The sequence below is a fragment of the Streptomyces nidicola genome, from assembly GCF_050106155.1.
In the GTDB taxonomy this organism is placed as follows: domain Bacteria; phylum Actinomycetota; class Actinomycetes; order Streptomycetales; family Streptomycetaceae; genus Streptomyces.
Genome location: NZ_JBNBPI010000001.1, coordinates 1,681,788 through 1,707,020, shown reverse-complemented (window position 1 = coordinate 1,707,020; position 25,233 = coordinate 1,681,788). Strand labels below are relative to the sequence as shown.

General features: G+C 69.1%; 21 protein-coding genes. 14 read left to right on the top strand and 7 right to left on the bottom strand.

What is annotated here, in order from left to right; translation table 11 throughout:
* Positions 1-372 precede the first annotated feature (372 nt).
* The 10 genes from ACOKM3_RS08055 (at position 373) to ACOKM3_RS08010 (ending at position 11,226) form a co-directional block, all read left to right on the top strand.
* Positions 373-1,650: a cytochrome P450 gene (locus ACOKM3_RS08055; protein ID WP_426898372.1), complete on the top strand. Its 1,278-nt coding sequence runs from the start codon at positions 373-375 to the stop codon at positions 1,648-1,650.
* On the top strand, positions 1,647-2,051 hold the full coding sequence (locus ACOKM3_RS08050; RefSeq protein WP_426898370.1) for a cupin domain-containing protein: 405 nt from the start codon (positions 1,647-1,649) through the stop codon (positions 2,049-2,051). Before ACOKM3_RS08055 ends, ACOKM3_RS08050 begins: the two co-directional genes overlap by 4 nt.
* A gap of 1 nt (position 2,052) precedes the next feature.
* The gene (locus ACOKM3_RS08045) at positions 2,053-2,856 is read left to right on the top strand and encodes an SDR family NAD(P)-dependent oxidoreductase (protein ID WP_426898368.1); all 804 of its coding nucleotides are present in this window, start codon (positions 2,053-2,055) and stop codon (positions 2,854-2,856) included.
* An 82-nt stretch (positions 2,857-2,938) separates the two neighbouring features.
* The gene (locus tag ACOKM3_RS08040; RefSeq protein WP_426898367.1) at positions 2,939-4,927 is read left to right on the top strand and encodes an oxidoreductase; all 1,989 of its coding nucleotides are present in this window, start codon (positions 2,939-2,941) and stop codon (positions 4,925-4,927) included.
* 77 nt (positions 4,928-5,004) lie between these two features.
* Positions 5,005-5,430: an ester cyclase gene (locus ACOKM3_RS08035; RefSeq protein WP_426898365.1), complete on the top strand. Its 426-nt coding sequence runs from the start codon at positions 5,005-5,007 to the stop codon at positions 5,428-5,430.
* 53 nt (positions 5,431-5,483) lie between these two features.
* On the top strand, positions 5,484-6,668 hold the full coding sequence (locus tag ACOKM3_RS08030) for an aromatic ring-hydroxylating oxygenase subunit alpha (protein ID WP_426898363.1): 1,185 nt from the start codon (positions 5,484-5,486) through the stop codon (positions 6,666-6,668).
* A gap of 23 nt (positions 6,669-6,691) precedes the next feature.
* A complete protein-coding gene (locus tag ACOKM3_RS08025) occupies positions 6,692-7,525 on the top strand; it encodes a polysaccharide deacetylase family protein (protein WP_426898361.1) in 834 nt (277 codons plus the stop codon).
* 23 nt (positions 7,526-7,548) lie between these two features.
* Positions 7,549-8,919: an amidase gene (locus ACOKM3_RS08020; protein WP_426898359.1), complete on the top strand. Its 1,371-nt coding sequence runs from the start codon at positions 7,549-7,551 to the stop codon at positions 8,917-8,919.
* Between the two features lie 66 nt (positions 8,920-8,985).
* On the top strand, positions 8,986-9,765 hold the full coding sequence (locus tag ACOKM3_RS08015; RefSeq protein WP_426898357.1) for an SDR family NAD(P)-dependent oxidoreductase: 780 nt from the start codon (positions 8,986-8,988) through the stop codon (positions 9,763-9,765).
* A 156-nt stretch (positions 9,766-9,921) separates the two neighbouring features.
* Positions 9,922-11,226, top strand: coding sequence for an MFS transporter (locus tag ACOKM3_RS08010; protein ID WP_426898355.1), 1,305 nt, complete (start codon positions 9,922-9,924; stop codon positions 11,224-11,226).
* Between the two features lie 464 nt (positions 11,227-11,690).
* Here ACOKM3_RS08010 and ACOKM3_RS08005 read toward each other — a convergent pair whose 3' ends face one another.
* The 5 genes from ACOKM3_RS08005 to ACOKM3_RS07985 form a co-directional block, all read right to left on the bottom strand.
* Positions 11,691-14,204: a beta-glucosidase gene (locus ACOKM3_RS08005; RefSeq protein ID WP_426898353.1), complete on the bottom strand. Its 2,514-nt coding sequence runs from the start codon at positions 14,202-14,204 to the stop codon at positions 11,691-11,693.
* A 44-nt stretch (positions 14,205-14,248) separates the two neighbouring features.
* Positions 14,249-14,848 (bottom strand): NADPH-dependent FMN reductase, encoded by a 600-nt coding sequence (locus tag ACOKM3_RS08000; protein WP_426898351.1) that lies wholly within the window; start codon positions 14,846-14,848, stop codon positions 14,249-14,251.
* Positions 14,845-15,957, bottom strand: coding sequence for an LLM class flavin-dependent oxidoreductase (locus ACOKM3_RS07995; protein ID WP_426898349.1), 1,113 nt, complete (start codon positions 15,955-15,957; stop codon positions 14,845-14,847). Before ACOKM3_RS07995 ends, ACOKM3_RS08000 begins: the two co-directional genes overlap by 4 nt.
* Before the next feature lie 177 nt (positions 15,958-16,134).
* Positions 16,135-17,559: an MFS transporter gene (locus tag ACOKM3_RS07990; RefSeq protein ID WP_426898347.1), complete on the bottom strand. Its 1,425-nt coding sequence runs from the start codon at positions 17,557-17,559 to the stop codon at positions 16,135-16,137.
* A 156-nt stretch (positions 17,560-17,715) separates the two neighbouring features.
* A complete protein-coding gene (locus ACOKM3_RS07985) occupies positions 17,716-19,167 on the bottom strand; it encodes an MFS transporter (protein ID WP_426898345.1) in 1,452 nt (483 codons plus the stop codon).
* Positions 19,168-19,404: 237 nt separating this feature from the next.
* Between ACOKM3_RS07985 and ACOKM3_RS07980 the strand changes: the two genes are divergently transcribed.
* The 3 genes from ACOKM3_RS07980 to ACOKM3_RS07970 are packed head-to-tail and all read left to right on the top strand — an operon-like array spanning position 19,405 to position 22,344.
* On the top strand, positions 19,405-20,427 hold the full coding sequence (locus tag ACOKM3_RS07980) for a sugar phosphate isomerase/epimerase family protein (protein ID WP_426898343.1): 1,023 nt from the start codon (positions 19,405-19,407) through the stop codon (positions 20,425-20,427).
* A gap of 44 nt (positions 20,428-20,471) precedes the next feature.
* A complete protein-coding gene (locus ACOKM3_RS07975) occupies positions 20,472-20,861 on the top strand; it encodes a C-glycoside deglycosidase beta subunit domain-containing protein (protein WP_426898341.1) in 390 nt (129 codons plus the stop codon).
* 16 nt (positions 20,862-20,877) lie between these two features.
* Positions 20,878-22,344, top strand: a complete 1,467-nt coding sequence (locus tag ACOKM3_RS07970; RefSeq protein ID WP_426898339.1) for a GMC oxidoreductase — start codon at positions 20,878-20,880, stop codon at positions 22,342-22,344.
* 47 nt (positions 22,345-22,391) lie between these two features.
* On the opposite strand, the gene ACOKM3_RS07965 is transcribed toward ACOKM3_RS07970, so the two are convergent.
* Positions 22,392-23,057 carry a TetR/AcrR family transcriptional regulator gene (locus tag ACOKM3_RS07965; RefSeq protein WP_426898337.1) on the bottom strand — a complete coding sequence of 222 codons (666 nt, stop codon included), beginning with the start codon at positions 23,055-23,057 and terminating at the stop codon, positions 22,392-22,394.
* A gap of 119 nt (positions 23,058-23,176) precedes the next feature.
* A complete protein-coding gene (locus ACOKM3_RS07960; protein WP_426898335.1) occupies positions 23,177-24,361 on the bottom strand; it encodes an FAD-dependent monooxygenase in 1,185 nt (394 codons plus the stop codon).
* Between the two features lie 81 nt (positions 24,362-24,442).
* On the opposite strand from ACOKM3_RS07960, the gene ACOKM3_RS07955 reads away from it, so the two are divergent.
* A complete protein-coding gene (locus ACOKM3_RS07955) occupies positions 24,443-25,156 on the top strand; it encodes a TetR/AcrR family transcriptional regulator (protein ID WP_426898333.1) in 714 nt (237 codons plus the stop codon).
* The last annotated feature ends 77 nt before the right edge of the window (positions 25,157-25,233 follow it).

The following is a 25,233-nucleotide window of genomic DNA, read 5'->3' as shown; positions in this document are numbered from 1 at the left end:
TCCGTTCCCGAACTGCGGCTGACTGAACGGCTCTTGGGGCGGTCCCCGACGTGCGTCGGTTCGTGCGCTGCGGGTGCACGCGGGATGATCCTGGCCCGCTACACGGTCCGGCAAGCATCCGGGCCGGGGTATTGGTCAACAGCCAAGGGCACCACGGGTGTTTTCGTGCCGGGTCCAATGTCGCGCCCTTCCGGACGATGGAACGTTGAGGGGCGAACGGCCGACGAAGAGGAGTCCACGGATGGACTGTCACACAGCGAAGCCGATCGAACCGACTTCGTCCGATTCAGAGCTGCAGGAATTCAGCCTGGTGCACCCGTGCACCCTTGACGACGTCGTGACCGCACCGGTGCTCTCCGAGGAGGTTGCCTCGTGACCACGCAGACACCGGAGGATGCCCAGCAGGTGTCCCTGTCCTCCCCCGAGTTCTGGGAACTGCCGCTGGCGGACCGTGATCGCGCCTTCGACCTGCTCCGTCGGGAGCTGCCGGTCTCGTGGCAGGAGCCGCCGGTCGCCTTCGCGCCACGGAACACCGAACCACCGCGTGGATACTGGGCTGTTACCCGGTACGAGGACATTCGGCAGGTACACACCGACTGGGAGACGTTCAGCGCCGCCAAGGGGACGTTCCTGTTCGACAACCTGTCGCGTGAGGACGAGTACGCCGCTGCCGGGCTGATGGGCATGGACCCGCCTCAGCACACACTCCTGCGGGACCTCGTGCAGAAGACGTTCACGCGCAGGACACTCGCGCGGAGCGAAAAGCGGATTCAGCAGCGAGCACGCGAGCTGGTGGCGGCGGTGGCCCCACTCGGCACGTGTGACTACCGGGAGATCGTGGACCCGCTGCCGCACCTGACCGTGTGCGACCTCCTCGGGTTCCCCGACGAACTCCGGGACGAAGTGGCGAGGTTGGTGCACGTCGTCACCGCTGCTTCCGGACCCAACGGTTTCCAGGACTCACTCGCGGGATCCCGGGAGTTGGCGCGGCTCGCGGTCGAGGTGGCGCGCGAGCGGGAGATCCGACCGCAGGACGACCTGATCAGCGCGCTGGTCCAGTCCGAGGTGGACGGCAAGCGTTTCACCGACGAGGACCTCGGCGCGATGGTCCACCTCTTGATCGTGGCAGGTGCGGACACCACGGCGGGCTCCCTGCACGCGGCCATCCTCGCGCTCGACGACTTCCCGGAGCAGAAGCAACTGCTGGTCGAAGACTTCGACTCCCACCGGGACACAGCTGTGGAAGAGGTCCTGCGCTGGGCCACACCGGGGGGTTACATCCGCCGGGTGGCCAACGTGGACACCGAGGTCGGCGGCCGGCCGATCGCCGCCGGTGACAACCTGGTCCTCTGGTTCCGCTCGGGCAATCGTGACGAGGCGGCTTTCGATGACCCGTACCGGTTCGATGTGACTCGGAACCCGAACCAGCACCTCTCCTTCGGCGGTGGCGGTATCCATTTCTGTCTCGGCAACGCCCTTGCCCGGATGGAACTGCGCGCGATGCTCCGCACATTGGTGACGGAGCTCCCCGACCTGCATGTGACCAGCAAGATCGGCTGGCTTCCGACGCCGCAGTATGCCCTGGTCGCGGGTCCGATGATGTGCGAGTTCACTCCCCGACAGATCGATCTGACCGGAGGTAAGGAATGAGTTCCAACGACTTCACCTACACGGCGGAACCGGTTGCCGTCGCAACCGTCACGCGGCCGGCCGAGCAGGCGCTGGTGCCGCAGATCCCCTCACCCGAGGAGATCCTCGAAGGCGATCCCGTCTGGGAGGCCACAGAGGTCTGGGTGAGTCCGGACGGCTCGAAGATGTCGGGTGCCTTCCGGTCCACGCCCGGTCGCTTCAAGTGGTACCAGGCCTTTCACGAAACCACGTACATGATGGCCGGACACATGATCGTCACCTTCGAGGACGGCACCTCGATCAGCCTCAAGGCGGGCGACATGGTCCATCTCCTTCCCCACACACGCTGCGAGATCGAGGTCGTGGAGACAGTGCACGACTTCTTCGTCGTCACCTCGACCGACGGCCCTGTGGCGGTGTGATGTGGAGACCGCCGCCGAGGACGTCATGAAGAACAAGGGAACTGCCCTGACGGACGCCGGCGTACTCGTGGCCGGGGCGGCGTCGGGCCTCGGTGCGGCCACCGCTCGGACCCTGCACGCGCAGGGCGGTCATGTGGTCGTCGCCGATGTCGACACCGACGGTGCGGCAACGGTGGCCCGCGAGCTCGGCAGCCGTGCGGAACCTCTCCTGTGCGACATCGCCGACGCCGCTCAAGTGCGGGCGGCCGTCAAGGCGGCCACTCGGGCCCCGAACGGACTTCGTGCTGCGGTGGTGTGCGCCGGCATCGGAGTTGTCCAGGGACTGATCGACGAACAGGGCGAGGCACACGACCTGGAGTTGTTCGAGAAGGTGCTCCGCGTCAACCTCACCGGGACCTTCAACATTCTGCGCCTGGCCGCGAGCGCGATGCGCCGTAATGACCCCGACGCCGACGGGGGCCGGGGCGTCATCGTGCTGACCGGCTCGCTCAGCGGCCTTGAGGGTGCCGCGGGGGAGACCGCGTACGCGGCGGCCAAGGGGGGAGTCCACGCCCTCACCCTCCCGGCGGCCAGGGACCTGGCCGGGATCGGTGTCCGTGTTGTCACGGTCGCGCCCGGCTCGTTCGACACCGCGATGATGGCGGGGATGTCGGAGGAGTTGGTGGCTTCCTACGCGGAGAGCATCCCGTTCCCCAAACGCTTCGGCCATGCCCGGGAGTTCGCCTCGCTGGTCGAGCAGATCGTGATCAATCCCATGCTGAACGGCTCGGTCGTCCGTATCGATGGGGCCGTCCGCCACCACTGAAGCGCCTGGTCGGTTCAGTGTTCCCGGACGTCATGTCGTGCGCGGGAAGAGGCCGACGGCTCTCTAGACGAGAAGAGGCACGATGGACGCACGTATAGAGAAGTTGTTCGAACCGATCACCATCGGGGGCGTCGAGTTCCCGAATCGAATCTGCTGGTCGGCCCACTCCACTCACCTCGGGGTGGACGGTCTGCCATCGGACCGTCAGGTGGCCTACTACGAGGAGCGGGCTCGCGGTGGCGCGGGCTGGATCGTCGTCGGCGGCGTGGTCGCACGTGCCGGCGATCTGTGGGAGCAGGGCTTCAACGTGCTCTCCGACAAGCGGGCGATCCCGGGCTTCCAGCGTCTCACCGAGGCGGTCCACCGGCACGGCTCGAAGGCCAGTGTCCAGATCTCTCACTTCGGACTCGGCGTCCCGCCGAACCGGCCCGTCCCTGGCCCCGTGTATTCCCCGTCGAACCTGCCGACGGCGCTCGAGGGCGAGATCCCCAAGCGCGTCGACGAAGGCGACATGGAGATGTTCCTGGACGCACAGGTCAAGAGCGTCGAAGTCGCGGTGGAGGGCGGCTTCGACGGCATCGAGCTGCTCTGGTCGTTCGACACCTCCATTGAACAGGCCTTTCTGTCCCCGCGGTTCAACGATCGGGAGGACGAGTACGGCGGCAGCCTGGACAATCGCCTGAAGTTTCCGCTGCGGATGATCAAGGCGGCGCGTGAGGCTCTCGGCGGGCGTGCGGTCCTGGGGCTGAAGATCGTCGGTGACGAGATGGTCGACGGCGGACTCGGCCAGGAGGACATCAAGCAAATCTGCCGCCGCATCGATGAGCTCAAGCTCGTCGACTACTTCCACATCTGCCTCGGCACGAGAAGCAACTACCAGCTCATGATCCCCGAGATGAGCTACCCCGCGGGGTTCGCCGCCTATCTGGCGGCCGGTGTCCGCGAAGTGGTCAGCGTGCCGGTCGTCGCGGTCAAGCGATTCGACGATCCACTGCTCGCCGGACAGGTGATCCTCGATGGCGAGGCGGACGTCATCGCGATGGCGCGTGCCCTCATCGCGGACCCCGAGCTGCCCAACAAGGCGCGCGTCGCCGAACTGGACACCATCCGCCAGTGCACCAGCTCCAACCAGGAGTGCTCGCGCCGGGCCGAGGAGCACATCAAGCTCCCTATGCGCTGCATCCAGAACCCCGCGGTCGGATTCGAGTCCACCCTCGGTACGCAGACGCTTCAGCCGGCAGAGCAGCGCAAGCGCATCATTGTCATCGGCGGCGGCCCGGGCGGTATGCGTGCGGCAAAAGTGGCCGCGCAGCGCGGCCACGACGTCGAGCTCTACGAGGCGGGCGACCGGCTCGGAGGCCAGGTCCAGTCGATTCTCCAGGTGAACGGCCGCGGCGGCTACGAGTCGGTCATCCGCTACCTGGAGGGCGAAGTACAGCGTCGTGGCGTCAAGGTCCGCCTGGGGGAGAAGGCCACGGCAGAGCAGATCATCGCGGCCAAGCCGGATGCGGTCGTGGTCGCGACGGGGGCACTTCCGCTCAAGACCGGGTACAGCGCCTCGACTCCGGCCATCAAGACGATGCCAGGTGTTGACCAGGACCATGTCATGACGGTGGATGAGGTCTTCGCCCACCCGGAGCGGCTGGGCCAAGAGGTCGTCCTGATCGACGAGTTCGGCCAGTACGAAGGCCAGCTCACAGCGGAGTTCATCGGACAGCAGGGCAAGCACGTCACGTTCGTGACCCGTCAGGCGGTGGCAGGGGCCAAGGTCGACGGGCTGAGCCTGGCCGACTACGCCACTCGGCTCGCGGAGCAGGGCATGACCACGCACCCGAACACCGGGGCATCGGCCATCGACGGTCACGTGGTACGCGCCACCGATCTCAACGGCCAGGATGTCGAGTTCCCTGCCGACACCGTGGTTCTTTCGATGGGCAAGCTGCCGAATGAGTCACTCTTCCTCGAGTTGAGCAAGGCCCTTCCCGAGGTCCACCGCGTCGGCGACTGTGTCGCGCCTCGCATGATCACGGACGCCATCTACGAAGGCAACGAAGCGGCCCGAGCCATCTGACGAGCCGGCCGACAGCCACCCCGGGGGCGACCGGGCCCCGGGTGTCCGAGCACACCATCCTGAAGGGGAGCACTCTCATGGCAACCGAGCAGGAGAACAACAAGCGGCGTCTGCTCGAAATGGCGGAGCGCTGCATCGTCGGCGGCGACCTTGACGCCGTCGACGAGTACTTCACGCCCGACTTCTGGTCCATCGCCGTTCAGCATCCGGAGCCCGGTGCGGAAGGCGAGAAGCGCCAAGTACGAGAGATACTCGCGTCGTTCAGCGAGGTCGAGTACATCTACACCGACCTGGTGGCGGTCGACGACCGGGTGGCCGGACGTGCGACCTTCCGGGCCGTCCACACCGGCGAATACGCCGGGATCAAGCCGACCGGGGCCCGGGTCGAGACCATCGGCATCGATGTCAACCGCTTCGTCGACGGCAAGATCGCCGAACACTGGGGCTGCTACGACGACACGCCGATCATCCAGCAGATCAAGGCGGCAGCCGAGCAGAGCTGAGGCGAACGACCGGCCCGGCGAGACGACCTGCGTCATCGAGCGAGGAGTCTTACGTGACTACGCCCAACACCACATCCATTCCCCACAGCGGCGCCGATGGTGGACTCCCGACCAGTCCGCTGGCCCGCGACTACTACACGTCCGAGGAGTGGCACCGGCGCGACCTGCAGCGAGTTTTTCGTGAGCGTTGGCTCTTCGCCGGCCACTCCTCACAGATCGCTCAGCCGGGCCGGTTCTTCACCTTCGAGTTGGACGCCGACAGCGTCATTGTCACCCGGACGAAGTCCGGTGGCATCAAGGCGTTCCACAACGTCTGCCGGCACCGGGGCGCCCAGTTCTGCCAGCAGCGATCCGGACGCACGAAATACTTCACCTGTCCCTTCCACGGCTGGTCCTACGACCTCGAAGGGGACCTGAAGGTCGCCCCGGAAATGCCCGAGGAGTTCGACAAGTCGCAGTTCCCCCTGAGGAATGTGTGGGTCGAGGAGTGGAACGGGCTCATTTTCGTCAGCTTCGCCGAGCAGCCCCCACGCAGTGTGACGGCAGCGCTGGCGAAGGCGGACTTCTCCGTGTTCCAACTCGAGCGAACGAAGGTCATCGCGGACCGCGTCTACGACGTCTCGGCGAACTGGAAGGTCAACGCGGAGACCTTCGCGGAGTGTTATCACTGCGCGATCGGCCATCCGGAGTTCTCCAGGATCGCCGACCCGCTCGCCGACCTCGAGGCCTGGGACGACGCCGAGGCGGCCGAGGAGGACGACGACCTGGGCGACTACCTGATCTTCACGCCCGACCTGGCCCCCTCCATGGCCGAGGGAGCCGTGACGCTCAGCCCGGACGGGCAGTTCCTGTGCCGGCGGTTGCTCGGGGCCGATGACAACCCGCCCAAGGAGAACGCAGCCGTCTCGTGGTTCCCGAACTGGGGCATGTTCGTCCAGCCGGACTACGCGACCACCTTCTCCTGGATTCCCACGTCACCGACCACGACGCGGTTCCGATCCACCTGGCTGGTACACGAGGACGCCGTGCCCGGACAGGACTACGACCCCGATGCCCTGCCCGAGTTCATGGACACCATCAACCTCCAGGACAAGGAGCTCTGCCGGATCGCACAGGCCGGCATCAGCTCCTCGGCCTACGACAACTCGGCGCCGTATCACCCCTTTTTCGAAGCCCCGGCGATGGGCTTCCTGGGTACCTACCTCAACCACGTCCGTGACGTGCCGGCGGACTCGTGACACGGACGGCGAAGGAGCCAAGTATGAAATGGCCGGTCGGAAAGAATGTGGCGGTCGCGCTCACTTTTGACGTCGATGCGGAGGTGGGATGGAACGGCTACATCGATGCCGAGGCGTATTCCCGGCGACTCAGCCTGCCCTCGGAGGGCCAATTCGGACCGCGGCGTGGCCTGTCCCGGATCCTGAGCCTGCTGGACCGACTCGAGCTGCCGGCTACGTTCTTCATCCCGGGGCACACGGCTGAACGCCACCCCGACGCCGTCGAGGCAATCCTCGAGAGGGGACACGAGGTCGGGCACCACGGCTACGATCACCTCCCCGTCAAGGACCTCGAGCCTGACCAGCAGGTCGCCGAGATCGAGCGTGGGATCGCCGCACTGGAGTCGGTCGGGGCCCCGCACCCCAAGGGGTATCGAGGCCCTTCCGCGGAGATCACGCCCGAGACACTGGCGTTGCTCACGAAGCACGGCTTCGCGTACGACTCCACCTGCATGGGCGACGACCGGCCCTACTACGAGTCGTGCGGCGACGCCTCGATCCTCGAACTGCCGATATCCAACTCCCTGATCGACTTTGTGCGCTTCGGGTACTCCGCCGACTTCGGAGGGGAGATGCAGTCCGCCGAAGCCCTGTACACCGACTGGACCGCTGAGTACCAGTTCCTCCGTGCCGAGCAGGGTGGGGCGATGATTCCGGTGCTGCATCCGGAGATCATCGGCCGGGCGTACAGGTTCAGCGCTTTCGAGCGATGGGTCGAGCAAACCGTCGCCGACGGCAATGCCTGGTTCACCTCCATGTCCGGCCTGGCGTCGCACGCCGGGCAGCAACTGGGGCCGCTGCCCGGTGGTCAGGCATGACTCAACTCCTCGATCTCGACGCGGTGTCCCTCGCCGAGGCCGTCCGCGCACGCCAGGCTGGGCCGGCAGAGATCGTCGACCAAGTGCTGACAACGATCAGAACACAAGACCGCGATCTCAACTCCGTCGTGGTCGTCCTCGAGAGCGAGGCACGCAAGGCCGCGGAAGCGGCTCAGCGGGCGATCGACGCCGGTGAGCGACTGGGGCCGTTGCACGGCGTTCCGGTCACGATCAAGGAGCCGATCTGGGTCGAGGGCGCACCGTCGACCAATGGGAGCAAGGCGCTGGCCGATTTCCGGGCGCCGACCGACTCGACGGCTGTGGCCCGGCTGCGGCGTGCCGGGGCAATCGTGGTCGGCAAGACCAACATCCCGGAGATGCAGTTCCGCGGAATCTGCGACAACCCGATCTACGGACTCACCGTCAACCCTTGGGACCCCGCCCGCACTTCGGGAGGCTCGAGCGGAGGCGCCGCGGCGTCGCTCGCGGCGGGATTCACGCCGCTGGCCCTCGGCTCGGACGGCGGTGGCTCGATACGCATCCCTGCCTCCTGGTGTGGTGTCGCGGGGCTCAAGCCCTCGCGGGGCCTCATCCCGACCGGCCCTGCCCGCGCCGGAGCTCCTTCGGTGAGTGTGCTGGGGCCTCTCGCCCGATCCGCCAGGGACCTCGGTCTCATGCTGGACACCCTGGCCGGCGACGGCGAGACGGCCGTGCCCCGGACATCAAGCGCTGCGGACGCGTCCTGGGTGCGAGGCCTCCGGATTGCCTATAGCGCGGATCTCGGCTTCGCGCCCTGCGCAGACGAGGTGCGAGCGGCGTTCGAGGAACAGATCGACATGCTGCGGGAAGACGGGTGGAACCTCACACCGGCCCATCCCGAGGCCGACGATCCGACCCCGGTCTGGTACCGGATCTTCGAGACGGAGCTCTACGCGGCCAACCGCGACCTGGTGGCGAGCTCCCCGGAGCTGATCGATGGCCTCGTCCTGGAGGCCCTGCAACGCGCCGCGAAGGTGACGGCTCCCGAATACTTGGACGCGCAGTTCGCGAGCAGCGTCTACCGCGAGAAGTGGACGCGGTTCTTCGACGACTACGACATCCTGCTCACTCCCGGCTCAGCCATCCCCGCCTTCGAGGCCGGTCGGATGGAGCCGGGCGAAGTGTCCGGCAGGAAGTCGGCGCAACCGAACAAGGTCGCCTTCGCCTCGGCGATGCTGCCGGCCAATGTCACCGGATTCCCGGCGCTGAATGTGCCGTCCTTCTTGACCGGCGGGATGCCGGTCGGCCTTCAGATGATGGGCAGGCATGGCGCGGACCGTGTGCTCGTGCGCGCGGGCTCGGCCTACGAGGCCGTTCGAGGGGCCTGGTCCTTCCCGTTTCGCCGACCGGTGTGACGGCGTGAGTTCGCCGGTACCGCGCCCTCGGAGCAGACAACAACCATGCATCTACTAGGAGTTCGCATGACAGAGACGATTCGTTCGGCGGTCGTGACCGGGGCGGGCTCGGGCATCGGACGGGCGATCACCGTGGCGCTGAGCGGGAACGGGTACCGCGTCCATGCACTGGATGTCGACGAGACCGCGGTGAAGACGACGCAGGAGTCGGCGGCCCAGGATGCGGTCGTGGCGCATGTGGCGGACGTGTCGCGCTACGAGCAGGTCGAAGCGGTCGTGCGTGCGGCGGCCGAGGAGACGGGACGACTCGACCTCCTGGTCAACGCGGCCGGCGTCTACGACGGATACGCCGGGATCGACGACACCTCGCCCGAGCTCTGGCGGCGCGTGGTCGACATCAATCTGACCGGTGCCTTCAACGGCTGTTCCGCCGCAGTGGCGGCGATGCCCGAGCCGGGCGGCGGACGGATCGTGACGATCGGTTCCATCGGCGCGGTCCGGGGTGCGGCCGACGGGCTCGCCTACTGCGCCTCCAAGGCCGGTCTGGAAGGCATGAACAGGCGACTCGCCGTCGATGTGGCCGCGCGAGGCATCACATCGAATGTGATCGCCCCCGGCTCCACCCAGACACCTATCGCACAGACCTCGCAGCGGCTCGTCGGCGATCTCTACCCGGCCGAGAAGAAGGGCGGACTGCCGCCTGCGGTGGGCAAGTGGCTCGTACCGGCAGGTCGGCCCGCTGCCCCCGAGGAGATCGCCGAGCTGGCGGTCTTCCTCGCGAGCGACCAGGCGGCATACATCACGGGTCAGGTGATCACGATCGACGGCGGGTGGACGGCACAGTAGACGGGCGCCGACGTGGGTGCTCCGAGAAGCGGCCGACGGACCTCTGGAACGCCAGGCCTGGTTGAAAGACGCCGGTTTCGGTCGGGTATTTGAAAGCGAGTCACCACAGTGAGCACCGCTGATCGCGCAGCACGTAAACCCCTGAGTCCTCGTGGCGTGGCCATCGCTTCGCTCGTCGGAACCACCATTGAGATCTATGACTTCAATGTCTACGCCACGAGTGTCATCGTCGTCCTGGGCTCCTTGTTCTTCCCCGCACACGATCCGCTGGTCAGTTCTCTGCTGGCGGTATCGACCGTCGGTGTGGGCTTCTTCGCTCGTCCTCTGGGCGGGATTGTGTTCTCCCACTTCGGTGACCGTCTCGGTCGCAAGAACACCCTCCTCGTGTCGCTGGTACTCATGGGAGCCACCACCGTCCTCGTCGGCGCGTTGCCCACGTACGAACAGATAGGCATCGCCGCGCCGATCCTGCTCATCGCCCTTCGCTTCGTCCAGGGCCTTGCCATCGGCGGCGAATGGGGCGGCGCCGTGCTGGTCGCAGTCGAGCACGCGCCACGGGAGAAGCGTGGCCTTTACGGTGCCTTCCCGATGTTCGGTACCCCTCTGGGTATCCTGGGAGCGGCCGCGGTCATCGCGCTGTTCCGGCTCCTCCCCGACGAGTCGTTCCGAAGCTGGGGATGGCGGATGCCGTTTCTGGCATCGATCGTGCTGCTCGCGATCGGCATCTACATCCGGCTGCGCATGGAGGAGTCCTCGCAGTTCATCAGGGCCAAGGACGCGCACACCATCGTGCGCACGCCGCTGATCCAGGTGATGCGACAGTCCTGGCGGTCCGTTCTCATCGGCGCTGGTGTCTGTTTCATCACCCACGCCGGGATCATCGTGTCCAGCCTCCTGCCCAGCCTCGTCGTGTCGGCCCGCGGGCTGCCGGACACGGCTGCGACCGTTGCCCTCATCACCGCCTCGCTGGGCATGTTCATCACACTGTTCTTCACCGCACGGCAACTCAAAGGCCGCGAGCAGCTCAGCTTCACCTTCTTCGGCGCGACGGCACTGGCGGTGTGGGCGTTCCCGGCGTTCCTCTTCGCCTACAACTGGGGCACCTTCGGCCTGGTCCTGGCCATTACGGTGAACGGCAGCCTGACCGGAATCCACGCGGCTGCCTTGCCGGCGGTCATCTCACGGCTCTTCCCCGCCAACGTCCGCTACACCGGCATCTCCGTGACCTACCAACTGTCGGCGATCCTCGGAGGCGGCCTTCTGCCCATCCTCTCAAGCTATTTGGTCGGCGCGAGCAACGGCGCGTTCTGGCCCGCCGCGGCACTCATGTGTGGCTCCGCAGCATTGACCGCGCTGTGTTCCCTGCTCTGCAGGCGTCTTCCCCAACCGCCTGCGGAATCCCCCGTGTTTGAGGAACAGCAAGTCGCCAAGAGCAAGGCATCACCGGCGGCGCCGCAGTGACCGTCCCACGATCTCGTTCATGACGTCGACGTGCTGACCGCCGCGCCGATACGCGGCCGCCCCGCTGTGGTCTCGACATGCTTCGCGGGATTCGCCCCGTCGCTTCGGCGGACGACTGAGTGGGCCGGTGCGGACGCCGGCGACCGGCCGGGCTCGTCCGGGCGCATGGCGTCGTCCCGGGCCTCGATCTCGCGGCCTCCGGCGGCGATCTGCCGTTCGTCGCCGGCGGCCGTCCGCCCCGATCAGGAGCGCGGCGGGGGAAGCGCCGTAACGCGCCACGAGGTAGCGGCAGTAACGGGCGTACGAGGCGGTTGGCGCGACGGGTCCTGCGGGCCCGCAGTCCCTTCCATCCGAAGCCGTGGGAGACGGGCTGGAGTACCGGGACGATGCCGTGCGAGGGCATACGGGCCCCTTCTGGGCGTCCTGCGTCGGCCGCCGGCAACTCGTGACACGGGCTCTGCCGCCTACGGCCCCGACCGCACCCGCCCCTCCCCGTCGATCCAGACCGTGAACCGGTCGAAGACCTCGCGGCTGGAGCGGGCGACGCGGATGTCCCAGCGGCCCGGGCGTACCCGCCAGGCCGACGTGTCCTCGTCCCACCAGGAGAACGCCCGCCGGTCCAGGGCGATGGTGACCTCGCGTTCCTCGTCCGGTGCGAGCCGTACCGTCGAGAAGCCCGCGAGCTGTTGTTCCGGCCGGTCCTCGACGGGTGCGCCTGTCGTGTCGCGCGGAGACAGATACACCTGTACCACCTCCTTGCCGCCCCGCCGAGGCCCGCAGCGGAGCCGTGCGCCGACCAATGCCGTGAACTCCTGCTCCGTGGTGTGCAGTTGGGCCGAGCACCACATGATGTCGGCGTAGCCGAGGCCGTGGCCGAAGGCGTAGCGCGGGCCGATGCCGTGGGTGTCGAAGTGGCGGTGGCCGGTCAGGAGGCCCTCGGCGTAGGGCAGGGTGCCGTCGGGGGCGGGACGGGTGTCGAGGGCGCCGTGGTCGGTGTCGCGGTGGGCGATGGTCAGGGGCAGGCGACCGCCCGGCTCGCTCGCGCCCGTGAGGACGTTCGCGAGCGCGGGGCCGTACTCCTGGCCGGGGAACCAGGTCATCAGCACGGCGGCGGCGCGTTCGGCCCACGGCATGTCGACGGGGTGCGGGGCGTTGACGACCACGATGGTGCGATCGTTGACCGCGCAGACCCGCTCGATCAGATCGACCTGCGCGGCGGGCAGGGCCAGGGATTCGCGGTCGGCGGACTCCAGTGCGCTGTCCTGTGTGACACCTACGCACACCAGCGCTGCATCCGCGTTCCGGGCTGTTTCCACGGCATGCTCGACCGCGTCGGCCGGGCTGGGTGCCGTCGCGCCGAAGGAGAGCCCCTGGGCTTTGCCGCCACCGCCGAAGCGCATCTCGATGTCGATCCGGATTTCGCGCCCGGACGTCAACTCGACCGGTGCGTGCGTGACTTCGCCGTGCAGCAGTGCGCCCATCACGTCGGCCGGTTCCGCGCGTGAGCCACCGCGGCCGTCCTCGTGGCCGTCGACGTAGAGCCAGATGTCACCGGTGCCCGCCAGGTGGATGTCGTATGTGCCGGTCGTTTCCGGGGTGAGCAGGCAGGAGGCGCGGACCAGGGCCGAGGGGGTGTGCGGCAGGTCGGAGAGGGCGCCGATGCCGGGGAGTGAGGTGAACCAGACGAGGAGGTTGGTGTCTCGTACGTCGCGGGCGAGTGCCTCGCCGATTCCGCCGTCGGTGTCGAGGCGGTGGTGGGTGACGGTGAACCCGTGCTCGTCCGGGGCGTCGACCGGGCGCGGGCCGAGCGGGGTGAAGGCGGGTACCCGGTGCTCGGGAAGGACGCCGGTGACATGGCGGACCGTGTCCTGGCCGTACGCCTCGCGCAGGGCGTCCAGCGGGGTGCGCACGCCGGGGCGGAGCGGGATGCGGGCGAAGCTGCCGCCCTGGTAGGCGGGGTGGGCCGCGTTCGGACCGACGACCGCGAGCGAGCGCAGGGAGTCGGGGGACAGGGGGAGCAGTTCGTCGTCGTTCTTGAGGAGGACGAAGGAGTCGGCCGCCGCGGCGCGCAGCACCTTGCGGGCCCGCTCCGGATCGGGGGCGGGCGCGGCAGTGCGTTCCGTACGCCGTGACAGCAGTGCCATTCGGGCGGCCGCGTCGTCGAGCCGCCGGGCCAGTTCGGGGTCGGTGCGGGCGGCGTCGGCCGCGGCGGGGCCGAGGTGGCGGGGCGGGCCCGGCATCTCCAGGTCGAGTCCGGCGGTGAGGGCGCCGCGGGTGGTGTGTGTGCCGAACCAGTCGGAGACGGTGACACCGTCCCAGCCCCAGCGCTGGCGGAGTTCCCGGGTGAGGAGTTCGGGGTTCTCCGCGCAGTAACGGCCCCCGACCCGGTTGTACGCGGCCATGATCGCCCACGCGCCGGCGCGTGCGGCTGCCTCGAACGGGGCGAGGTAGACCTCGTGCAGCGTCCGGTCGTCGACGTGCACGTCGTACGAATGGCGGTCGGTCTCCGAGTCGTTGCACACCAGGTGCTTCGCGCAGGCGCCCACGCCGCGGCTCTGCAGCCCGGTGATCCATGCTGCGCCGAGTGCGGCGGCCAGTGCCGGGTCCTCGCCGAAGTGCTCGAAGGAGCGGCCGCTGAGTGGGGATCGGGTCAGGTTCAGGTTGGGGCCGAGGACGACGTCGACGCCGGCGTGTGCGAACTCCGTGCCCAGGATCTCGCCGACGGCGCGTGCGGTGGCGGTGTCCCAGGTGGCGGCCAGGGCCGTCCCGCTCGGGGCGAGCAGGGCGGTGTCGCGCTCGTCGAGGCGGGTGCTCGCCACCCCCATCGGGCCGTCGACCAGGCGCAGTTCACGGATGCCGAGTTCGGGCGCGGCCTGAGTGCGGTGCATGTCGAGTCCGGCGGTGACCCGGGCGAGTGTGTCGAGGTCGGCGGGCGGGGTGCAGGGCGCGGCTGGCTCGGTGGAGGGTTCGGCTGTCATGGTCGTGGTGCACCTCGGTGGGCGAAGGGGTGGGGGTGCGAACTTCAGGCGGCGCGTACGGCGCCGGCCGGCGCGGGGCGCCCCTGCCGGACGGCGAAGCCGTGTACCTGCTCGCCGAGCAGGCCGAGTTGGGCGGCGGCGGTGGCATCGAGGCAGGTGCCGTCCGTGTCGAACAGGCGTGTCTGCGCCGAGTTGAGGGTGACACCGAGCGGGGTCGGCCAGCCGCGCATGGCGTGGACGGTGTTGCGCAGTGCGGTCAGCGTGGTGCCGCAGGCCTGCCAGCCGGCTGCGGTGACCAGCAGGCCCACCGCGCGCCCGTCGAAGTACACACGCTCGTCGTCGCGCAGGTCCTCAAGGAGGTCGAGGGCGTTCTTGACGAGGCCGGAGACGCCTCCGTGGTAGCCGGGGGAGCCGATGACGATGCCGTCGGCCGCGCGGACCGCCTCGACCAGAGTGCGCTGGGCGGACGTGCGGTCCGGGTTCTCGGGTGCGTAGTGGGGAAGCGAGGCCAGGAAGGTGCCGCCGAAGTGCTCGGTGTCGGCGCCGCGCCGCTCGGCCGCCGACAGTGTGGTGCGGACGGCGAGTTCACTGCTGGAGCCGGGGCGGGTGGTGCCGCCGATGCCGACGATCAGAGGGGTGCTCATCGGTTCTCCTCCGTACGGAAGCGCGGCATGACCTGCTCGGCGAAGAGCCGCATCGACGACTGGGTGAGGGCGTAACGCTCGGGCGTGAGCGGGCCGTTGGTGAAGCCCATCAGCACGTTGCCGACGCCGAGTCCGTCGTAGTGGGCGAGCTGCTTCGCGACTGTGTCCGGGCTGCCGTACAGGCACCAGGTGCGGATCCACTCTTCGCTGAGCGCGTTCGGTGCCTGCGCGTTGCTGAGGTCGACGCCGCTGATGCCCTCGGCGCGCTTGTTGTACGCGTACTCGCGGTCGATGGCCTCCTGGTAGCCGCGGAGGATGAACTCCAGCTCCTTGCGGGCCTGTTCGTCGGTCTCGGCGACGTGGACGCATTGGTAGGAGTGGGTGGTCCAGGACAGGCAGTCGTCGATCACGTCCTGGGGGTGGCCGGAGGTGGTGATGGCGTCGCGGTAGGCGTCGAGGTACTTCTGGAAGGCGGTCGACGGCTCGCCGCTGGCCGGGATCGGCGGCACGAAGGCCGGGATGAACGCGGGCCAGCCGTACTTCGCGGCACGTTCGGTGGAGGCGGGGCGCATCGCGACGGACATCAGGCGGCGCCGCTCGCTGTAGGGGGCGGGCACGATGCGCTGGACGACGGCGCCCTTGTAGGGGCCGTACGCGAACTGGATCGGGTCGTCGTCGATGGACTTGGCCCACAGCTTCTGGACGGTCTCGACCTGCTGTTCCATCAGGTCCTTGGAGTCCTGGAAGTCGACGCCGAAGCCGATGGTCTCCTCGGGGGTGGTGCCCGAGCCGATGCCGACCAGGAGCTTGCCCTTGGTGAGGTGGTCGAGGAGGTTGACGCGCTCGGCGAAGCGCACCGGGTGGTGCAACGGGAGCGTCGTCACGGAGAAGCCGTAGTGGACGTTCTTCGTCTGCGCGGCCAGGTGGGCGGCGAACAGGAACGGGTCCGAGGACATCGGCGCGTAGCCGGTGAAGTGGTGGTCGGGCAGGAACACCGCGTCGAAGCCCAACCGGTCGGCCTCCAGGGCGTGTTCGGTGAGGGTGTCGAGGACGTAGGCGTCGTCGTCCGGGCCCATGGAGCGGCCGACGAGGAAGACGGAGAAGCGCACGGGAGATCTCCCTGAGGATCAAAGCTGAACAGCTTGAATCAGGATTACGATTCTGAAGTTAGCCCGGGGCGGGTCATGCGTCAAGGTGTGGCGGGTGGTCGGGGGTTGGTCCACGGGTACGGCAGAGGCGGCCGCCCCCGTGGGGGAACGACCGCCTCTCGCGCACCGGCGCGCGTGTCAGTGCGACTGCTCGCGCTCGGCCAACTCCCGCACGATGCGAGGGTGTTCGGCGTCCAGGCGCCAGAACGCGATGACGCCGATCTGGGCGAGCATCAGTACCGGCGGAGCGCCGTAGAAGATCACCTTGATCATGGTGACGGCCGACTCCGGGGCGTGGTGTCCGTCCGCGTAGCCGGCCCGGGCCAGGGCGAAGGCGACGAGGGCGCCGCCGATGGCCGTGCCCACCTTGGTGGCCAGGCTGAAACCGGAGTTGAGCAGGCCTTCGCTGCGCACGCCGAAGCGCCACTCGTTGTAGTCCACGGTGTCCGCGATGGCCGTGAACAGCGATGTCATGCTCAGCCCGCTGCACAGACAGGCCAGGCAGTACACCACCAGGAACGCGGGCAGTGTGTCCTCGAAGAGCGGCAGGCAGGCGAAGAGAGCGCCGGATGCGGCGAGGGCGACGATGTTGCCGCTGCGGCGTCCGAACCGTGTGTAGTACGGCTTGGTCAGCAGGCCGCCGACGATGAGCGAACCGGAGACGAGCGGGAGTAGCACGGAAATCGTCCAGGGGCGGTGCAGGACTTGGATGCAGTAGTAGATCGTCACCGTCGTCATGACGCTGAGCCGGACGAAGTTGACGACTGCGAAGGTGTTCGCGACCATCCACGGCCCGTTGCGGACGGCGGCCTTGAGTTCCCTGCCCAGGGTGATGGTGCGGGCGCCGATGTCGGTGTGCCGCTCCTGGCAGTATCGGAAGGTGACCAGGAAGAGGCCGGTACTCACGACGGACATGATGACCGTCGTCCAGAAGTATCCCGCCTGTGAGGTCTGGGACCCGCCGATGGCGACGACCAGGGGCACGGTGAGGCTGGTGACGATGAGTGTCCCGACCGAGCTGCCCATCGCGCGCAGGCCGCCGAGGGTGGCCCGTTCGCCCTGGTCGCGCGTCATCATCGGCATCAGGGAGCCGTACGGGATGTTCAGGGCGGAGAAGAGCAGTCCCAGGAGCAGGAACGTGACGCAGGCGTAGATCACCTTGACGGTCTGCGAGGCGTCCGGCACCGAGAACGCCAGGACGCTCACAATCCCGAACGGGACAGCACACCACAGCAGATACGGGCGGGCCTTGCCGTGCCGGGAGTGTGTGCGGTCGACGAGGACGCCTATCGCGACGTCGGCTCCCGCGTCCAGGAATCGGGCGACGAGGATCAGCGTTCCGGCCGCGGCGGCGGTGATGCCCGCGACGTCGGTGTAGTAGAAGAGCAAGAAGCTGCTCACCATGTTCCAGGAGAGATTGGACGCTACGTCGCCGAGGCCGAACGCGAGCCGTTCTCGTTTGCGTAGCGGTGGTTCGCCCGTGGGAGAGGGGTGCCGGGCGCCGGGGAGAGCGGAGTCCTTGGGAGCGGAGCCTTGCGGAGAGGCGGAAGTTGAGGATGCCATGCGCTGACCAGCTTCAGTCGGGCGCGCGACGGTGCGCGCCGTGGACAGGAAGGGGCGCGCCGGCTGGACACTGCGGGTCGCCGGCGGCTCGTGAGGCGAATGCTCAGGATCGTGGCAGCACGAAGGCGGGAACGTCAATCAGAATTCTGTTTCTGTTTAATCTCGTTGGCCGCCGCTCGAAGTCTCAACTCCCACCGATGCGCCCGGCGGTTCGGCATCGAGGCGATGTGCCGGCAGCGCAAGGGCGAGCAGCAGTCCCACCAGGAAACACCCGGCCGCCGCCAGGAACACCGGCCGGAACGTGTCGGCGTAGGCCGTCGCGGTCGTGGTGTCCGTGGCGGTCAGGCCGTGCGCGGCGAGCGCACCGAAACCCGCCGCACCCACTGTCACGCCGATCTCCCTGACGAAGGCCAGCGCCGAGGTCACGGCCCCGACGGAGTGTGCCGGCCCGGCATCCTGGGCGACCACCACCACGACCTGCATGAACAGGCCCGCGCCCAGGCCCAGCAGTGTCAGGAGCAGGGCCGCGAGGGGCAGCGGGAGCCCGGTGTCGAGCGCGAGACCGGCCGCCGCGAGCGCGGCCAGCGCACTGCCTATGCGGGGGAAGACCCGCCATTTCCCGTGTCTGGCGACCAGTCGCCCCGAGAGGTTCATGCCGAGCGTGATGCCTGCCGTCGTGGGCAGCAGCATCAGTCCCGCGCCCGTCGCCGACGTACCGTAGGCGCCCTGCGTCCACATCGGCACGTACGCGATCATGCCGAACAGGCCGAGCCCCGCCACCAGTGCGAGCAGGCAGCACAGCAGGGGCAGTCGGTCCGCCAGGACGCGTACGGGTAGCACCGGTTGGGCCGGACGTCGTTCCCACAGCAGTGCCACGACGACCGCCACGGCCGAGGCGGCGGCACCGGCCGTGACCGCTCCGGACGGGGCGCCCTCCCCGGCCGCCGTCGTGACCAGGACCAGCGCGGAAGCCGCCAGGGCGATAAGCGCTGCCCCCGCCGTGTCGAACCGGTGCGGCCGGTCGGTGTCCGCGGAACGGTGATCCGCGGGGACGGCGCGCAGCGCGAGCAGGGCCACCGCGGCGCCGAGCGGCAGATTGACGGCGAAGATCAGCCGCCAGCCCACCAGGTCCGTGAGCCAGCCGCCCAGTAGTGGCCCCGCGACCGTCGCCAGTGCGAACACCGCCCCCAATGGCCCCAGGTACGCGGCGCGTTCACGCGCCGGGACCGCGTCGGCGACCACCGCCTGCGGCAGTACGAGGAGCCCGGCGCCACCGACGCCCTGCGCGAAACGGGCCGCGGCCAGCACCTCCGTACTGCTCGACGCGGCGCAGCCGAGGGAGGCGAGCACGAAGAGTGCGATGCAGGCGAGCAGCGTCCGGCGGCGGCCGAAGCGGTCGCCGAGCGCGCCGGCCGTGGTCAGGGTGGCCGTCATGGCGAGGGCGTAGGCGGTGACGATCCACGACGCCCGCCAGGGGGCGCCCAGTTCGGCGGTGATGGCGGGCAGCGCGGTCGCGACGATGGTCTGGTCGAGGGCGCTGAGCGCGGTGACGAGGACGAGGCAGGTGAACAGGGTGCGGTGGGGCCGCGCGGAGGCGGTCGCGGACATGGGGTCAACTCCTGCGGGAGGGGCCGGATGCGGCGGCGACGGCGGCGACCGGGCGCGGGAAGCGGTCGACTCCCCGACGGGCGGACCGGGAGTCGTCCCGGCCGCCCCGCTGTCGCGGGCCAGTATGCAACAAAAGCAGAATCTACATATTGAAATTGCGTCCGGGGTGGCCATAAGGTGACGGCGCAGGTCGCGTAGGTGACTGAAGCAGCACGTCCGAAGGAGCCCTTGCCGCCCATGACGTCTCTCCACGACAGCGGCAGCACCCGCCCGTCCCACGCCATCCGCCGCGGTGTCAGCCTGTACTCCTTCCAGGAGGAGTACTTCCTGCGCACCCTCACCCTCGAGCAGTGCGTCGCGGCCGCCGCGGACATGGGTGCGTACGGCATCGAGATCATCCCCGAGCAGTCCATCCACGGCTACCCGGCCCTGAGTGACGGCTTCCTCGCCGACTGGCACGGCTGGATGAAGCAGTACGGCACCACACCCACGGCCACCGACGCCTTCCTCGACACCAAGCTGCACCCCGGACGCATGCTCACCCTCGAGGAGCAGACCGCCCGCGTGCACCGCGAGATCGACATCGCCGTCGCCCTGGGCGCGCCCGTCGTGCGGGCCACCATCAACTTCTCGCCCGAGGTCATGGCCGCCGCCGCGCCGTACGCCGAGGACCACGGCGTCCGCCTCCTGCTGGAGGTGCACGCCCCATTCCACTACGAACACCCCTGGGTCCAGGAGCACTTGGAGGTCATGCACCGCGCCGGCCCCGGCGGTCTCGGCCTGATGCCCGACATGGGTGTCTACGTGCGCCGCTTCCCGCGCGTCGTCAGCGAACGCGCCCTGCGCGAGGGCGCCGACCCGCGTCTGGTCGACTACATCGTCAAGACCTACGACGACCACGGTGACACCCACGCCCTGATGGACATCGTCAACTACCGCGGCGGCGGCCCCGTCGAGATGGGTCTCGCCCGCCAGGCCACCCACTACATCTGGTCCGACCCGCGGGACATGCTCGACCACATGGCCTTCATCCATCACGTCCAGGCCAAGTTCTACGAGATGCCCGACGAGCAGGCCGAGTACAGCATCCCCTACGAGGAGATCGTGCCCGTCCTGGTGAAGGGCGGCTACGACGGCTACCTCTCCAGCGAGTACGAGGGCAACCGGCACATCCAGGACGCCTTCCCCGTCGACAGCGTCGAACAGGTACGGCGCCAACAGCGCATGCTGGCCCGCCTGTTGGGCGAACCGACCGCCTGAAGAGCCCGTCGGTCCGTCCCTCTCAACCTCCCTGGAGTCTCCTCGTGTTCGACCAGTACATCGTCTGCGACGACCACGGCATCCGGCCGCGCCCCGACGGGCGCCCCGGCGGCGTCGTCGAAGTCCGCATGCCCTACTACCGCGGCCTGTTCCTCTCCATGGTCGAGGCCGTCGACCTCACCCTCGACGGCACGCCCGTCCCGGCCGCCCGGACCACCTTCACCGTCCACGGCAACACCTACACCTTCGACCGGATGCCCCAAGTCACCGACGACCGCTGGGAGATGGGGGAACGGGCACAACTCGCCTTCGAGACCGACCAGCCCCTCGACGACGGCGAGCACACCGTCACCGTCGCTGTCCGGCTGCGCATCTCGTACATGCCTGTGCCCGGCGGCGGCCGCTGCACCAAGACCCTCGCCCTCGTCCGCTGACCGAAGGACGCCCGCCATGACCCGCACCTTCCCGGGCCGCGTCGACGTCGCCGTCGTCGGCAGCGGCCCGTGCGGCGCAGCCGTCACCCGCACGCTCGGCGAACGCGCACCGCACCTGACCGTCGCCGTCTTCGAGGCCGGCCCCCAGCTCACCCCGACACCCGGCCAACACATCAAGACCATCCGGGACCCCACCGAACGCGCCGAGGCCCAGCGCCGCTCCCAAGGCACCGGCCCGGCGCCCGACGGACGTTCCGCACGCCCCGGCACCTACCTGCTGCCCGACGGCTACCGGACACCCGGCGAGGACGGACTGCCGGCCGCCGCCATGTCCCGCAACGTCGGCGGCATGGGCGCCCACTGGACCGGCGCCTGCCCCCGCCCCGGCGAGAGCGAACGCATCGACTTCCTGCCGGGCCTCGACGCCCTCCTCGACGAGGCCGAGCGGCTCCTGAACGTCCGTCACGATGCGTTCGACGACGCGCCGTTCACGAGCGTCGTCCGCGAACGGCTCGCGGTGGCCTTCGACTCCGGCCGCGGCACGGACCGCACGGTGCGGGCCATGCCGCTCGCCGTACGCCGGGAGCCCGACGGCCGTGTCGTCTGGTCGGGCGCGGACGTGGTGTTCGGTGAAGCCACACTCGCCGGCCCTCGCGTCAGCCTCTACGCGGACGCCCACGTACGCCGCGTGCGCATGGAGAGCGGCCGGGCCACCGGCATCACCGTCCGCGACCTCGTGCACGGAGGGGAGCACGAGGTCGCGGCGCGGGCCGTCGTCGTCGCGGCCGACGCCCTGCGCACCCCGCAATTGCTGTGGGCCTCCGGCCTCCGGCCCCCGGCGCTCGGCCGCCACCTCAACGACCAGCACCAGGTCATGCACGCCGCCCGCCTCCGGGACGTGACCGGGCCCGACACCGTCGCGGGCGGTGCCAGCAGCGGCGTGAACTGGGTGCCATACACAGACGCCGAACCTTTCCACGGCCAGGTCATGCAACTCGACGCCTCACCCGTGCCGTTGGCCGACGGCGACGTGCCCGTGCCCGGCTCCATCGTCGGCCTCGGCTGGTTCTGCGCCAAGGACGTCCGGGCCGAGGACCGTGTCACCTTCGACCACACACGTACGGACGCGGACGGCATGCCGGCGCCGCGCATCCACTACACCCTCACCGACAAGGACCGTACGAGCCTGGAGGCCGCCCACAAGGCGATCCGGCGCGCCGTCGAAGCCCTCGGCGACCCCCTCGACCCCGAGCCGATCACCCTCCCGCCCGGCTCGTCCCTGCACTACCAGGGCACGGTACGGATGGGGGAGAGCGACGACGGCACCTCCGTGTGCGATCCAGACGGTCAGGTGTGGGGCACGGGAGGTGTGTACGTCGCAGGAAACGGCGTCATTCCGACCGCCACCGCCTGCAATCCCACGCTCACCTCGGTCGCCCTGGCCGTGGGCGCGGCCCGGCACATCGCGGCCACGCTCGACTGACGTCCGCGCCTTCGCCGTGGCACCCTCACCGGGCTCGCGGAAGGCGGTCAGCCGTCGCTGCGCAGGAACGCGAGTGCCATCGCCCCGAGGTCCTCCACGAGTTCGGCGAGGTCACTGCCGCTGTCCTCGGCCGCCTCCGCCGAGACATCGAGAGCCATGGCGCGGGCGAGGGCGCCGTAGATGGAGGTGAAGCAGGAGCCGACCGCGCGCTCCGGATCGGGGTGTCGGATCTCGTCGCGCCGGCTGAGCACGAGCGTGGTGAAGCTCTCGCGCGCGACGTGATAGCCCGCCTTGCCGACCTTTGCCACCGACTCGTCGACCGCCCCCCGCTGCATGAAAGCGCTGAGCACCGCGCCGCGGCGGCGCAGCAACTCCGCGAACTCCGTGACCAGTTCGGGCACGAGGACGGCGAGCGGCTTGCCCTCCCACCGCTCGGCCCGGGTCATCTCCAGGTGCTCCTCGACCAGCCGCTCCTGGAAGCGTGCCTGCGCCGCCCGGAGCAGATCGTCCTTGCCGTCGACCCGGGTGTAGATCGAGCCCACGGACACCCCGGTGCGGCGACTCACCTCGGTGAGGGCGAAACCCTGGTAACCCTTCTCCGCGAGCAGGTCCAACGTGGCGTCCAGGACCGTGTCGAACGAGCGCTGGCTGCGCTGTTGCTTGGGGGCGCGAATCCCGGAGGACTCCGTGGCGCGGTTCGAAGCAGAGGGCATGACCCGATTCTACGGATCGCCAGCGGCGGGCATGCCCCGTCCCGGCCTGGCGGAGGGGGCTGAGGCGCACGTGGGCGTCGGCGGCGCGGAGCGATCCGGGTCGGTACCGCGCTGGGTGCTCAGCGCATGATGGCCTTGGCGAGCTTGCCGCCGACCGGGCTGGACATGGTGCGGATGAGGCCGCGGCGGGCGTGGTAGCCGAAGCGGTTGACGGGCATGAAGAAGTGCTGCATGCGCAGGGCCTGCTTCTGGGACTTGGTGATGTGCGGGCGGACCTGCTTCTCCCAGGCGCCGAGTGCGGCGGGGATGCCGTCGTGTTCGGTGAGCGCGTCGGCCAGCATTTCGGCGCCGGCGACGCCCATGCCGGAGCCCTGGCCCGAGTACAGGGTCATGCACCATGCGGAGTCGCCGAGCAGTACGACCCGGCCCTGGCTCCAGCGGTTGATCCGGATCTGGCTGACCTGGTCGAAGACGAGGGATTCGGACTTCGCCATCGCGTCGAGCACGGCCGGGACGAGTGCGCCGCCGAAGTCACCGAACACCTCGCGCAGCGTCTCGACCGGCTCGCGACGCGTCTCGGCGGCGGGCCACGGGGTGCGGTAGAGGAGAAAAGCGACCGGCGGGTGGCCGTCGGTGTAGGTGTTGAGCCAGGCCGAGCGGCCCGGGGCGGAGGCGACCGCCACGTCCCCGTCGGCCAGGCCGGGCAGTTCGCCGTCCAACTCGCAGGCGGCCACGACGTGGTCGAAGTCCTTGCGGTACAGGTCCTCGGGGCCGAAGACCAGGGAGCGGACGGTGGAGTGGATGCCGTCGGCTCCGATGACCAGGTCGGCCTTCTCGACCGTGCCGTCGGTGAGGGTGACGGTCGCCTCGTGGCGGTTCTGGGTGATGGCAGTCGGCCCGACCCCGTAACGGATCTCGACCTTGCCGTCGACGGCCTCGTACAGAACGCGCTCGATGTCGCTGCGGAGCAGCATCCGCAGCGGGGTGCCCTCGGCCTGGTCGGGGAAGGTGAGGCCGGGCCTGAGACGGCCGTCGGGGCCGACTTCGTAGCCGCGGGCGCCGGGGGACTGGCGGTTGGGCAGGTCGTCCAGGAGGCCGAGGCGTTCGAGGGAGGAGTGGCCGGGGCCGAAGAGGCGGACGAAGTAGCCGCCCGTGCGGCGTCCCGGGGCGCGCTCGACGATCACGGGCTCCCAGCCGGCCCGATGGAGCGTCAGGGCCGCGGCGAGTCCGGATATGCCGGAGCCGACGATCAGCGCGCGGCGGCCGGAAGGGGTGGGCTGTGGGGGCGTTGTCTGTGCGGTCACGCCTCGACCATACGTCGATCAATACCGGATGACTAGATTCAAAAATTGGTCACGACGGTGTGGGAGTGCGATCCTGATGGCATGAGCACTGCACCCGCCACCTCGTCTCCGGCCTCCCCGGCCGCCGATGCCGACCACGCCGAACGCGCCGAGCGCATCCTGGCCACCGCCCGGGAACTCCTGCTCGCCTGGGGCTACAAGCGCGTCACCGTCGGAGAGATCGCCCGCCACGCCCGGATCGGCAAGGGCACGGTGTACCTGCACTGGAAGACCAAGGAAGTTCTGTTCGCCGAGCTGCTGCGGCGCGAGTTCCTCACCATTACGGCGCGCATCGCCGAGCGGATCGAGCAGGACCCTGCCATCGCCCTGCCGGACCGGCTGGTACGCGAGCTGTTCCTACAGCAGGGCCGCAGCCCGCTGGCGCGGGCCATCCGCACCGGTGACGGTGATCTCCTCGGCGCGCTGGCGATGACCCCGGCAGGCGATCCGGTGGCCCGGGAACTGGGACACCTCACCCTGCTCACCGATCTCGTGGAAGCGTGGCGGGGCAGCGGTGTGCTGGACACCGGCATGCCGGCCGCCGACCAGATCTACCTGATCGACGCGGTGCTGTCGGGGTTCATCGCCGGGGGCATCGTCCCCGCTGACGCAACCCCCTCCGACGAGCGCTGCGCCGATCTCCTCGCCCTGGCGCTCAGGGGAGCTGTCATGCCGCCGAACGCACTGGCGCGGGGCGCCGTGGACAGCACCGCGGAGGCGGTTCTCGCGGTGCTGGCGAACGCCGCGAACGGGTAGTCAGGAGCGGTCGGTCGATACTGCCGCAGGTTGTTACGACGCGTCGATGGCAGCAGGGCGTGTGAGTCGAGGTCGAC